Genomic DNA, 12,552 nt, shown 5'->3' on the forward strand with positions numbered 1-12,552 from the left:
GTTTACACTACAGGTATGAATTTAGCTTTAAACTATGAATTATCACGGAGGAGCTATGTACGTTAAACAACTTGCCAATAAAATGAGCGTTACACCCGACACTATTCGCCATTACACGCGAATGCAGTTGCTCAAACCAGTCCGTAGTGTAAGTAACGGTTATCAAGAATATACAAAAACTGATCAACAGCGTTTAAAGTTTATAATCAATGCTCGTCAGTTGGGCTTTTCTGTTAAAGATATTCAGCACATTATTACTGAGTCGGAGCAAGGAAACTGCCCATGCCCATTAACACGAAAACTAATAGTTAAACGCTTAGCCGAAACCGAAGCTCTTTTTCAAGAAACACTTAAGCTGCGCACACGAATGCAAGCGGCAGTTAAGCAGTGGCAAAGTTCTCCCGATGGCGCAACTAGCGCTGATATATGTAGTTTAATAGAGTCATTTGTTGACCCCATTAGCACTGAAAAAAATAACCCGGAGGCGTAATGAGTAATAATATTAACAGCAGCTCACAAAACTTTATTATTGAAGGGGCTAATTGTGGCAGCTGCGTAGCAAAAATAGAAAAAGCGCTAAAAACAGTATCGGGTGCACAGCGAGTAGAAATGAACTTTGCACAACGCACCGTACAAGTGGAAGGGCAAGCGGATGAAGCGGCGCTTATTGCAGCGGTAGAAAACATTGGCTATAAAGCAAAGCCCATGAGTAATGACTCAGAGCAAGATGCGCTCGATGAAAAAGCCAAAGCCGATGACGCGCATTATAAAAAATTAATGCGCAATATGATATTAGCGTTAGGCGTAGGTGCACCATTAATGCTTTATGGGCTTATTTTCGATATGAACGTAATAACCACGACTCAACGTATAGCTTGGTTTATTGTGGGTTTAGCCACGTTGGCAGTGATGGCCGTAGCCGGTAAGCAATTTTACAATGGCGCATGGCAAGCATTTAAAAACCATGCCGCCAATATGGATACGCTTATAGCGCTGGGAACCGGTACTGCTTGGTTATATTCTATGGTAGTCGTTATTACCCCTAACCTACTACCAGAGGTGGCAAGGCATGTGTACTTTGAAGCCTCAGCAATGATCATTGGTTTAATAAGCTTAGGCCTAGCATTAGAAGTAAAAGCACGCGGGCGCACCTCTGAGGCTATAAAGCGTTTAATAGGGCTGCAACCAAAAACAGCACGTGTTATTCGCGACGGGCAAGAGCGCGATATTGATATTAGCGACGTAGTAAAAAATGATCAGGTACGAGTGCGCCCGGGCGAAAAAATATCAGTAGATGGCGAAGTGCTTGAAGGCAGTAGTAGTGTTGACGAATCAATGCTAACGGGTGAACCTATGCCGGTTACTAAACAAATAGGCGATACGGTAGTCGCTGGTAGTATTAATAAAACCGGAACATTATTATTCAAAGCGACCCATATAGGCAGCGAAACAACACTCGCCAATATTATTAATATGGTAAAGCGGGCACAAAACTCAAAGCCGTCAATTGGTCGTTTAGCAGATGTTATTTCGGGTATTTTTGTTCCCACGGTAATGATAATAGCAATACTTGCTGGGCTTGCCTGGTTAAACTTTGGCCCTGAGCCAGCAATTGCTTATGCGGTAGTTGCTGTCACTACAGTGCTTATTATTGCTTGTCCGTGTGCGCTTGGTTTAGCAACGCCAATGTCGGTAATGGTGGGCATAGGTAAAGCTGCTGAGTCGGGAATACTGATCCGCAACGGTGAGGCACTACAAGTAACTTCTAAAATTACCACCATGATTTTAGATAAAACTGGCACCATTACCCAAGGATCGCCAACGGTAACCGATGTTATTACCTTTAATAACAGCGATGAAAACACAGTAATGCAGCACGTTGCTAGCCTAGAGAGTAGTTCAGAGCATCCATTAGCCGAGGCCATAATAAGTTATGCTAAAGCGCTAAACTTAACGCTGAGTAAAGTAACTGACTTTGATGCACTTACCGGTAAAGGAGTAATAGGGACACTTGATGGACAAACGCTGTTGTTTGGTAATAAGGCCTTAATGGATAAATACCATGTTGCAATTGACGATGCGTACGAGCAGGCACAAACATTGGCAAGTGAAGCAAAAACCCCAATGTATTTTGCAGTTAATCAACAGCTACAGGCTATTATTGCTGTAGCAGATCCTATTAAAGCAGACTCAGCTGCAGCAATTAAGCGGTTGCAAAATAAAGGCATTCACTTAGTCATGCTCACAGGTGATAACCAAGCAACAGCGCAAGCAGTTGCTAAAAAAGTAGGAATAAAGGACTTTATTGCAGAAGTACTCCCTGACGACAAAGTAAATGAAGTTATAAAACGCCAAGCAAAGGGCGAAATAGTGGGTATGACGGGCGATGGCATTAACGATGCACCGGCACTAGCACAAGCCGATGTTGGCTTTGCGATTGGCACAGGCACTGATATAGCCATAGAAAGTGGCGACATAACCCTAATGCGCGGATCGTTACACGGCCTTGCAGATGCAATTGCAGTAAGTAGCGCGACCATTTTAAATATTAAGCAAAATCTATTTGGTGCCTTTATTTATAATGTGGCGGGTATTCCAATTGCTGCTGGGTTGTTATATCCATTTTTTGGATTATTGCTTAACCCAGTAGTAGCAGGGGCTGCTATGGCACTATCATCGCTAACGGTTGTTAGTAACGCCAATAGATTACGCTTTTTTAAACCAGCAAAATCATAAGCCAAAGCCTTTAATTTAGGAGTAATAATTATGTTGATGATTAATATATTAGGCGCATTACTCATAATTGCGATTGTGTACTGGTTTTGGCTTTTTAAGCCAAAGCAAGTGCAAAGTAACGACAATAAGGTAGTTATAGTGGTTGATAACGGTATATACCAGCCGGCGCAAATTAAAGTTGTTGCAGGTAAAGAGTTAACACTTAACTTCGATCGCCAAGATAGTGCACCATGTAGCGAAACAGTCATATTTCCACAGCTTGATATAAGTAAAACCCTCGTAATGGGCGATGCTAATACCTTAAAAATACCCGAGCTTAAAGTAGGTGAGTACGACTTTCACTGCCAAATGCAAATGTATAAAGGTAAGCTAATAGTGCAGTAATAGTTGAGCTAAACGTATTGTTAGCGCGTATTGGCTTATCATATTTACAGCTTGGTTGGACTTTGCAATTTTATGAATAAACTAAACCCTAAAAAGCTACTTAATAGTAAGTGGACTGCAGTACCTGCAATCAATAAAGAAAAACACTTTATTATTATAGAGGTTGAGTACGATGAGGATAGCAACGTGATTGCGTGCGTTACTGAGGCAATAATTTCAAAAAGCCAATACCCAATTAGTTGGCGAGATTTAAAAAACGCACAAAATTGGTTACAAGGCTGGAAATAACAACTAATTCCACTTCTCGTAAAAATAATAAAGCCGCTGCATTAAGATTATGTAGCGGTTTTTTGTTTCAATTCACTGTTAATCACATCCTAATGTGCACTGCATTCGCCAAATGGCGACAAAAAGTATCATTTACTTTAAAACACTTCATAAATGCTGAATTAATAAAATAAATTATAAAAAGCTATTAAATTTCAATGCCTTATTGTTTATTTTTTATTTAATAATTTATAAAAAGTAAATTGTTCATGGTGGGTTTATTACAAAATCAACTTAAAGCAGCCAGTAGTGGCTTATTTGCGCTGTGTTGTGTCTTTTTTATTAAAGTTAACCTTATGATTTTTAAGCTTTAATTATTTAACATCAAACAGCTGTTGCTAAAAAGCAACAAAAAATCATTATAAAACACCCTCAAACGGCTTAAATAAGTATAAGTAACTGTTTTTATTGTGATTTAAAAACATGGCACCGAAGTTGTAATACCTAAGCTGTATTGAGCAAAACAAGATTAAAGTTAAACAGCTTAAATCATAACCCAATGAAGGAATTACATTATGAAAACATTTAAATCAACACTGGTACTAATGGCTTTAGCTTCTTCATCAGCGGCTTTTGCAGCAACAGATTTTGACACACTCGATGTAGATGGTAATGGTGCAATTAGCCAAGCAGAAGCGTCGGTAGATGCAGAGCTTATGAGTAAATTTACTGAGCTTGATACTGACCAAAATGGTGAGTTATCTAAAGAAGAATTTTCTAAGGCATAAGCCTTAAGCCCTACAACACAATTAATATTCTGAGTTGCCAAAGACAACCTAAATAGGCAAGGGAGCCTTTGATAAAGAATAATAAGGAAATTCAAGTGTTCACGGGAAAGTTAATACATTTATATTACATAGACTTGAAGGATTAAATTATGAAAAAGTTACAATCAACACTGGTTTTAATGGCATTAGCGTCTTCATCTGCAGTATTTGCAGGCACCGACTTTGAAACACTTGATGTAGATAGCAGTGGCACAATTAGCCAAGCCGAAGCGTCGGTTGCCGCTGAGTTAATGGAGCAATTTGCAGAGCTTGACGTTGATGGCAACGGTGAGCTTTCTAAAGAAGAATTTGCTGAGTATTAATTTTCAGCACATTAATTTACAGAATATGGATTTTTGAAAAGGATTTTTCACTTTATTATTTTTTATTAAACAGGCTTTAAGCTTAAGGATAACACAATGAAAACATTACATAAGACATTAGCACTAATCGCACTAGCATCATCTTCAGCGGCATTTGCAGCAGTAGACTTCGACTCATTTGATACAGATGGCGACGGCGTTATTAGCCAAACAGAAGCGCAGGCAAACCCGCAGCTTGCACAAATATTTGATGAATTAGATGCAGATGGTAATGGTGAACTTTCTAAAGAAGAGTTTGCAGCAGTTCAATAATGCTACCCATTTCTAACTAAATAATGATAATACGTACTAAAAAGCAGCCAATTGGCTGCTTTTTTATGTGTGTTTAAAACGCAATTGCTAGCGCTTATCTTGCTCACGTTTTGTTTTAAAGTCAGACTCTGCTTTCCACTTTGGCCAATCGTTGCTGTTAGCCAGTTGTGTGGCTATATTAATGATCAGTTGGCTATCTTGCTCTACACCACCAAGCGACCAGTCGGTAGAGTAATCATCGGCTTCTTTGTGGTACTTATGAGTAATGTAATCAGGGTCGGTATCACCAAGGCTCATAAATAATAAACTGGGCACACCTTGCTTAGAAAGCGAAAAGTGATCAGAGCGAAAAAATAAACCATTTTGCGGGCGAGGATCCATTTTTACCGTTCGACCTTGTGCCTTAGCGGCCTTGGCTAAGTAATCTTCCATTTCAGAAAGCCCTTTACCATACTGTAAAACATAGTCAGTAGCGTCAAGTACGTTCATGCCATCAATATTTAATAAGCCAACCATTTGTTTAGTTGGGATCACCGCACCAGATGCAAATTCTTCTGAGCCAATTAGGCCAGTTTCTTCTGCGGTAAAATTGGCAAAAATGATCGAGCGTTTAAATGGCGTTTGTTGATGTATTTTACTCATTACTCTGGCAATTTCGAGCGTGGCGGCTGTACCTGATGCGTTATCTACCGCACCATTATAAATTTTAGGCCCGCTATCTGTTTGTTTAGTGCCAAAGTGATCCCAATGCGCACTAATTACAACGTATTCGTCTGGCAGCTCGCTACCGGTAAGTTGTGCTACTACGTTATGCGATTTTGCATGCGATACTTCATTTTTAAAAGCCAGGTTGGCTTTTACATTAAGCGGCAGCGCTTTAAAGTCAGCATTTAAAGCCTGTTGTTTTAATTGCTGATAGTTAAGGTTTGCAGCATTAAATAAGCGCTCGGTAGCCTCAAGGTGTAACCATCCCATAACGGGAAGTTTTGAGGTGTTGTTGGTGTCATCAATTAGCGTATATTTAGTACCCGTATTTGAGCTCTCTACTACGCTCCACGGGTAAGCTGCTGGTGCAGTTTCGTGCACTATAAGAACGGCAGCAGCACCTTGACGAGCCGCTTCTTCGTACTTGTAAGTCCAACGACCGTAGTAGGTCATAGCATTACCGGTAAACAGGCTGTCGTCTTGAGTTGCAAAGCCAGGATCGTTAACTAACACCACCACGGTTTTGCCTGTTACATCAAGATTTTTATAATCGTTCCAGTTATATTCTGGTGCATTAATACCATAGCCTACATATACCACGTCAGAATTACGCACATCAATAACGCTTTGTAGCTGCTCGGTACGGGCAGTAAAGTCTTTACCTGCACTAAAAGTGAGCTCACCAATAGTTAATTGCATATTTTGATCAGCAGTTACTTTTGCCATTTTCACCGGTTGTAAGTACTTATCGTTATAAGCACCGCTTAAACCAAACGCTTGGTATTGCTTAGTTAAATAACCAATCGTTTTTACTTCACCGGCTGTAAGGGGGCCACGACCTTCAAATTCGTCTGAGGCGAGTGTTTTAATGTGCTGCTTAATATTATTAATACTAAGTGCTTGGGAATTCTCAAGTTTAGTTGTGTCTGCGGCTTGCTCTGAGCAACCTATGAGCGTTAGAAATAAAAAAAGGCTGGTTGTTTTTATAATTGTCATAATAACTGAGGGTAGGTAATACATAGCTCGACTATATACAGCGAACTTTAAAGTGTCTATACAGGATATAATTTTATAGACTTAAGTTTTAGCTGTTGCACAATATTGAACTTAGAACTTAGAACTTAGAACTTAGAACTTAGAACTTAGAACTTAGAACTTAGAACTTAGAACTTAGAACTTAGAACTTAGAACTTAGAACTTAGAACTTAGAACTTAGAACTTAGAACTTAGAACTTAGAACTTAGAACTTAGAACTTAGAACTTAGAACTTAGAACTTAGAACTTAGAACTTAGAACTTAGAACTTAGAACTTAGAACTTAGAACTTAGAACTTAGAACTTAGAACTTAGAACTTAGAACTTAGAACTTAGAACTTAGAACTTAGAACTTAGAACTTAGAACTTAGAACTTAGAACTTAGAACTTAGAACTTAGAACTTAGAACTTAGAACTTAGAACTTAGAACTTAGAACTTAGAACTTAGAACTTAGAACTTAGAACTTAGAACTTAGAACTTAGAACTTAGAACTTAGAACTTAGAACTTAGAACTTAGAACTTAGAACTTAGAACTTAGAACTTAGAACTTAGAACTTAGAACTTAGAACTTAGAACTTAGAACTTAGAACTTAGAACTTAGAACTTAGAACTTAGAACTTAGAACTTAGGAGGGGGAGCAAGGAGCAAAAATTAGTTGTGGCAGTGTTATAAATGTAGGCTAAATTAATACTGCCCTAATAATAAAACACATCTGTGTTTATAATATTAAGGGCAATAATAGCCGCGGCTAACTAATTAAGCATCTGCCAATTTAACGCGGATTTTGCTTTTATCAACAGTTGCTTGGTTAAGGGCTTTAATTGCACCTTTAACTTCTATGTCGTTTGGCATTTCAACAAAGGCAAAACCTTTAGATTGGCCAGTTTCTTTATCAAGTACTAAGTTACAGGTAGTCACTTTACCGTGCTCTGCAAATAAAGTACGAAGGTCGTGCTCAGAAGTAGCACGAGATAAGTTGCGAACTAATAGTTTCATAATGAACCATGTTTTAAAAATAACTACCGCGATTGTCTCAAGTAAAAGCCGATTGACCTAACGATAAATTGCGATCAGTAAAAATAGTTTAAACTTAATAGCTTCGTTTTGTGGTGAAGGACGACTAAATGAATGCGGTAATTATAGTTTTAGGTGCGCCCAACAGTAGTGACAGCCGTTTATCAGTAATAGCGAAAATCCGATGCGCTCAGTCATATCAAGCATATTTGCATAATCCCAAGGCTAAAATATTATGCACAGGAGGTTTTGGCGTGCATTTTAATACCACTGATTGCGCGCATGAACGATACACTAAATAATTATTTTATTGAGCTTGGAATACCTACAGTTGTATTTTTAGATATTCCATTAAGCCGCTTTACCTTTGAGAATGCTCTACTGGCTAAACCTATTTTAGCGAGTGCTAATATCAGCCATGCAATTTTGTTCAGCTCGGAGTTTCATATGCAGCGTGCGCATTATATATTTAACCATGTTCTACCAACATTAAATCTAACTTTAGTCAGTACTAAGGCACCATTACCAGGTATTAAATTATCGCAGTTGTATGGCCATTAATATGTAGTAATGATTAGAGAGGAGGAAAATATTCGGCAGTTTATTTTACCTAAGTTACCAACACTGGCCATACAAGCAACTAAAGTAAGATAGTAACCTGCCGATAGCTAGTAATAACGAACAAGGAAAATGATATGAAAGTTAATTCAAATGATACTAATTTAGCATCGCAGTTTATATCGAACGGTTCAGAAGTAAAAGTTAATAAACCTGCAAATGGTAAAGAGCAATTAAATAGTGAAATGGAGCGACTAGCTAAGGATATATATTATAAAGATCAGCCTAAAGAGCCAGAGCCGACTTATAATAAGTCAATGAACATAATAACAAATAATGTTGTATCAACAAGGGAAGCAGAAGAAAAAGCGTTAAATAATATTCGAATAGCTACTGTTAATCTTTATATGCCGGGTGGTGAAGTTTCTAACTCGGTTGAAAAAATGTTTACTCAGTATGACAATATTATGACTGAAATAGCGGCTGGACAACCATCATTAGCGAATAAAGATTGGGGTATATCAATCAGTCAATTAGGTGAGCTAGAAGTTACAGGTTCAATTAGTGATAAAGAGAAAAGTCTTATATCTGAAAAATTAAATGGCAACGGGGATTTTGTGGCCGCAGCTAACGAGTTTAAATCGAGCTTTCTAGGGCATATTGACTTGGGAGTTAGGGGGTGGTCAAGTTACGACGTAAACGAAGATAATTTCTCCAAAATATTTGACTTAAAAGAAATCCTGGATAATTCGCAAGGCGAAGAAAGCTTTAAGCAGGCTTGGAATAAGGACTTTAGTTGGCTCGAGTTAAACGATAATATTTCATTTCAGCTTAGAAGAAAAGCAATTAAAAATTAAAATAATTCAATTATCCTTATTACTTATGGGTAATAAACTGCAACAAAAAAGCCGTTAATGACTATTGATCACTAACGGCTTGCTTAATTTATAAAAACGACTTATTTTACTTCTTTACCTGCCGCTTGTTGGTCAGCATGGTAGCTAGAGCGCACAAATGGGCCAGAGGCTGCATGAGTAAAGCCAATTTCATCAGCGTAGGCTTTTAGTGCATCAAACTCAGCAGGTGGCACGTAACGTTTTACTGGTAAGTGGTGCTTAGAAGGCTGTAAGTATTGGCCTACTGTAAGCATATCAACGTTATGGGCACGTAAGTCGCGAAGTACTTCTTCTATTTCGCTAATTTCTTCACCTAAACCAACCATTAAACCAGACTTAGTTTTAATCTCTGGGTGCGCTTCTTTAAAGCGACGCAGTAGCTCAAGTGACCATTTGTAATCAGCCCCTGGACGCGCAAGCTTATATAAACGCGGCGCAGTTTCTAGGTTATGGTTAAACACATCTGGTGGGGTTTCGATTAGTATTTCGAGTGCGCGGTCCATACGGCCACGAAAATCGGGTACTAAAATCTCAATAGTAATATTTGGGCTGTGCTTGCGAATTTCGCGAATACAATCGGCAAAATGCTGCGCGCCGCCATCACGTAAATCATCACGATCTACCGAGGTAATAACCACATAGCTTAGCTTCATGTCTTTAATTGTAAGCGCTAGTTTTTCAGGCTCAGTTGCATCAGGTGTTAATGGACGACCATGGGCAACATCACAAAATGGGCAACGACGAGTACAAATTGCACCTAAAATCATAAAGGTAGCTGTACCGTGGTTAAAGCATTCAGATAGGTTAGGGCACGAAGCCTCTTCGCATACCGAGTGCAGCCCATGCTTACGCATCGCCTGTTTAATGCCCTCAATACGCTCTGTTGATTTAGGTAAGCGAATTTTTAGCCACTCTGGCTTGCGTAACATTTCGTTTTTTTCTGTTGGTAAAACTTTTACGGGGATCAACGCCATTTTTGCTGCGTCGCGTAGTTTTACACCTGGTTCCATCTTGACTGGTTTATTCATTCGTTTTCAAACCCTTCAGTATGCTTAACCTGTGTTGCATTAAGCTTTTTAATCATGTGTTTTACCAGTCCTGCACCTGCTGTTTCTAGGTTTTGAGGACCCTTTAATTCTTTAGTTTGCACCATATTCATGCCTGCATAACCACATGGGTTAATGCGTAAAAATGGACTTAGGTCCATGTTAACATTTAATGCTAAGCCATGAAACGAGCAACCACGACGAACGCGTAAACCCAAAGAGGCTATTTTACTGTCGTTAACGTAAACACCGGGCGCATCGGCTTTGGCGTATGCTTGAATGTCGTACTCGGCGAGGGATTCAATAATACACTCCTCTAGCCAAGTAACTAATTCGCGTACACCAATTTTTAAACGACGTAAGTTAAATAGTACATACATCATTTGCTGGCCGGGGCCGTGGTAGGTTACTTGCCCACCGCGATCAACTTTAATCACTTCTATATCGCCGGGTGCGAGTAAGTGCTCGTCTTTACCTGCTTGGCCTTGAGTAAATACACTTTCGTGCTCTACTAACCAAATTTCATCCGCGCTATCGTCGTCGCGGGTATCGGTGAAGTCTTGCATTTTCTGCCAAATTGGCAAGTAACGCTGGCGGCCAAGTTGGCGCACGATTAAGGTGTTTTCTTTCACAACAAATCTCAATTATGGCTTAAAGCATGTGGCGTACGTCATCTAGATTACTGATCACGTTATAAATTTCTTCAATATGAGCGCCACTAGTAACGGTTGCAACAAGCGAAACTGATTCGTAATTACCTTTGCTACTTGGTTTTACTTTTGGGGCATAGTCGCCAGGTGCAATAACTTGTAACTTAGCTAAAATTTGATCCGTTAAGTTTACATTGGCTAAACCCATTATTTTAAATGTAAACGGGCAAGGGAACTCTAAATACTCATCAAATTTAGTATCTTTAACTGGTTGAACCACGACAGTGACTCCTCATACAAAAAAGTGTTGGCTTAATTTTGCTAAGTGGCAAACCCTAAGCTTAATACTATTGGGCTAATGGCAATCTGAGTTAAGCTTGTTTGGCTGTGCCAAAAAAGTTACAACTCAACATAATTGACTTATATGGGGCGCATTCTAGCATTTTTCAAGCAAAAAAAAACGCCTCATAGCAGAGGCGTTAATATTGTTTTATGCGGCTATTGCATAATCTGTAAACGTAAGTAGTCATAAATTTTACTAAAGAAGCTACCTTCTTCCACTTCTTCAAGTGTAACTAGCGGATATTGTGCAATATCTTCGCCTTCTAGTTGTAAAAATAAAGTACCTACTTTAGTGCCTTTAGCTAATGGCGCTTCAAGCGTGTTATCTAATTTAAAGTTCGCTTTTAAATTTTTATGCTGACCACGTGGAATAGTAATAGGGGTATCTTCTAAAATACCTAAAGAAACATTTTCTTTATTACCCATCCAAATACGTTGCTCTGCAAAGCTATCGCCTGCTTTGTACGGTGTAATTGTTTCATAAAAGCGAAAGCCATAGTTAAGTAACTTTTTGCTTTCTTCTTTACGTGCGCGCTCGCTTGAAGTACCCATAACAACGGCAATTAAACGCATATCGTTTTTAGTTGCAGAGGTTACTAAGCTGTAGCCTGCATCTGATGTATGGCCGGTTTTAATACCGTCTACGTCTAGGCTTTCATCCCATAATAATGAGTTGCGGTTGTATTGTTTAATGCCGTTATAAGTAAATGACTTTTTCTTATAAAGTGCGTACTCATCGGGTACATCGCGAATAAGTGCGCCGCCAAGTGTTGCCATATCACGCGGTGTTGTATAGTGCGCGTCGGTATCAAGGCCGTGGCTATTAATAAAGTGGGTGTTGCTCATGCCTAATTTTGCAGCGTGGGCGTTCATTAAATCAGCAAAAGCGCTTTCGCTACCGGCAATGTGCTCTGCCATAGCAACGCAGGCATCGTTACCTGATTGAATAATTATTCCGTGGTTTAGGTCATCAACGCTAATTTGTTTACCTACTTCAATAAACATTTTAGATGATTCTGGAAAGTTTTTAGCCCATGCTTTTTCGCTAACCGTAACCATGTCGGTAGGTGCAATATTACCGGCTTTAACTTCTGTGCCTATAACATAACTGGTCATCATTTTAGTTAAACTAGCAGGTGCTAACTTTGTATCAGCTTCACCTTGGGCAATAACTTTACCAGTTGTAAAGTCTACTAAAAAATAACCTTTAGCATTAACTTGAGGAGGTGCTGGAATAATTTGTGCGGTGGCTGAAAATACGGCGGCAGAACAAACTAGGCCGCATACCCCGTTGAGAATTTTATGTTTAATAGATTTCATCATACTCATTAATGGTTAAAGTTAAAGATTTGCGTTAGCCCATTCACATACCCAAACTACCCCTAGATGCGGGCGTCGTTGGAATTAAAAACGATTTAGGCAAGGCATTGATTACAAATAATAGTCACTCTATTGTT

Annotated in this window: 15 protein-coding genes; 9 read left to right on the forward strand and 6 right to left on the reverse strand. The window is 39.1% G+C overall.

Annotation, left to right across the window (positions count from 1 at the left end; genetic code table 11):
- Positions 1-55 precede the first annotated feature (55 nt).
- The 7 genes from PNIG_RS05275 to PNIG_RS05305 all read left to right on the forward strand — a co-directional run bounded on the left by PNIG_RS05275 (position 56) and on the right by PNIG_RS05305 (position 4,849).
- Complete coding sequence (locus tag PNIG_RS05275; RefSeq protein ID WP_011327699.1) at positions 56-490, forward strand: MerR family transcriptional regulator; 435 nt, start codon at positions 56-58, stop codon at positions 488-490.
- Positions 490-2,736: a heavy metal translocating P-type ATPase gene (locus tag PNIG_RS05280; RefSeq protein ID WP_089367963.1), complete on the forward strand. Its 2,247-nt coding sequence runs from the start codon at positions 490-492 to the stop codon at positions 2,734-2,736. Before PNIG_RS05275 ends, PNIG_RS05280 begins: the two co-directional genes overlap by 1 nt.
- 30 nt (positions 2,737-2,766) lie before the next feature.
- On the forward strand, positions 2,767-3,120 hold the full coding sequence (locus PNIG_RS05285) for a cupredoxin domain-containing protein (RefSeq protein WP_011327701.1): 354 nt from the start codon (positions 2,767-2,769) through the stop codon (positions 3,118-3,120).
- A 72-nt stretch (positions 3,121-3,192) separates the two neighbouring features.
- Positions 3,193-3,408: a TIGR02450 family Trp-rich protein gene (locus PNIG_RS05290; RefSeq protein ID WP_011327702.1), complete on the forward strand. Its 216-nt coding sequence runs from the start codon at positions 3,193-3,195 to the stop codon at positions 3,406-3,408.
- Positions 3,409-3,962: 554 nt separating this feature from the next.
- Positions 3,963-4,175 carry an EF-hand domain-containing protein gene (locus PNIG_RS05295; RefSeq protein WP_011327703.1) on the forward strand — a complete coding sequence of 71 codons (213 nt, stop codon included), beginning with the start codon at positions 3,963-3,965 and terminating at the stop codon, positions 4,173-4,175.
- A 149-nt stretch (positions 4,176-4,324) separates the two neighbouring features.
- Positions 4,325-4,537, forward strand: coding sequence for an EF-hand domain-containing protein (locus PNIG_RS05300; RefSeq protein ID WP_011327704.1), 213 nt, complete (start codon positions 4,325-4,327; stop codon positions 4,535-4,537).
- Between the two features lie 96 nt (positions 4,538-4,633).
- The gene (locus tag PNIG_RS05305) at positions 4,634-4,849 is read left to right on the forward strand and encodes an EF-hand domain-containing protein (protein ID WP_011327705.1); all 216 of its coding nucleotides are present in this window, start codon (positions 4,634-4,636) and stop codon (positions 4,847-4,849) included.
- A gap of 87 nt (positions 4,850-4,936) precedes the next feature.
- Here the strand turns inward: PNIG_RS05305 and PNIG_RS05310 are convergent, their stop codons facing one another.
- Positions 4,937-6,550: a M28 family metallopeptidase gene (locus tag PNIG_RS05310; protein WP_089367964.1), complete on the reverse strand. Its 1,614-nt coding sequence runs from the start codon at positions 6,548-6,550 to the stop codon at positions 4,937-4,939.
- A gap of 795 nt (positions 6,551-7,345) precedes the next feature.
- A complete protein-coding gene (locus PNIG_RS05315) occupies positions 7,346-7,585 on the reverse strand; it encodes an RNA recognition motif domain-containing protein (RefSeq protein ID WP_011327707.1) in 240 nt (79 codons plus the stop codon).
- A gap of 300 nt (positions 7,586-7,885) precedes the next feature.
- Here PNIG_RS05315 and PNIG_RS05325 point away from each other — a divergent pair, with 300 nt between their 5' ends.
- Together PNIG_RS05325 and PNIG_RS05330 are read left to right on the forward strand one after the other, a co-directional pair.
- Positions 7,886-8,164, forward strand: coding sequence for a YdcF family protein (locus PNIG_RS05325; RefSeq protein ID WP_089367965.1), 279 nt, complete (start codon positions 7,886-7,888; stop codon positions 8,162-8,164).
- 134 nt (positions 8,165-8,298) lie between these two features.
- Positions 8,299-9,018 (forward strand): hypothetical protein, encoded by a 720-nt coding sequence (locus PNIG_RS05330; protein WP_089367966.1) that lies wholly within the window; start codon positions 8,299-8,301, stop codon positions 9,016-9,018.
- A gap of 101 nt (positions 9,019-9,119) precedes the next feature.
- On the opposite strand, the gene lipA is transcribed toward PNIG_RS05330, so the two are convergent.
- The 4 genes from lipA to PNIG_RS05350 form a co-directional block, all read right to left on the reverse strand.
- The gene (gene lipA / locus PNIG_RS05335; protein WP_011327708.1) at positions 9,120-10,085 is read right to left on the reverse strand and encodes a lipoyl synthase; all 966 of its coding nucleotides are present in this window, start codon (positions 10,083-10,085) and stop codon (positions 9,120-9,122) included.
- On the reverse strand, positions 10,082-10,735 hold the full coding sequence (gene lipB / locus PNIG_RS05340; protein WP_011327709.1) for a lipoyl(octanoyl) transferase LipB: 654 nt from the start codon (positions 10,733-10,735) through the stop codon (positions 10,082-10,084). The genes lipA and lipB overlap by 4 nt, the downstream gene beginning before the upstream one ends.
- Positions 10,736-10,754: 19 nt before the next feature.
- Entirely contained in the window at positions 10,755-11,033 is a 279-nt protein-coding gene (gene ybeD / locus PNIG_RS05345) for a DUF493 family protein YbeD (RefSeq protein WP_011327710.1), read from the reverse strand.
- 218 nt (positions 11,034-11,251) lie between these two features.
- Positions 11,252-12,415: a serine hydrolase gene (locus PNIG_RS05350; RefSeq protein WP_011327711.1), complete on the reverse strand. Its 1,164-nt coding sequence runs from the start codon at positions 12,413-12,415 to the stop codon at positions 11,252-11,254.
- Between the last annotated feature and the right edge of the window lie 137 nt (positions 12,416-12,552).

It is taken from the genome of Pseudoalteromonas nigrifaciens (genome assembly GCF_002221505.1).
In the GTDB taxonomy this organism is placed as follows: Bacteria; Pseudomonadota; Gammaproteobacteria; order Enterobacterales; family Alteromonadaceae; genus Pseudoalteromonas; species Pseudoalteromonas nigrifaciens.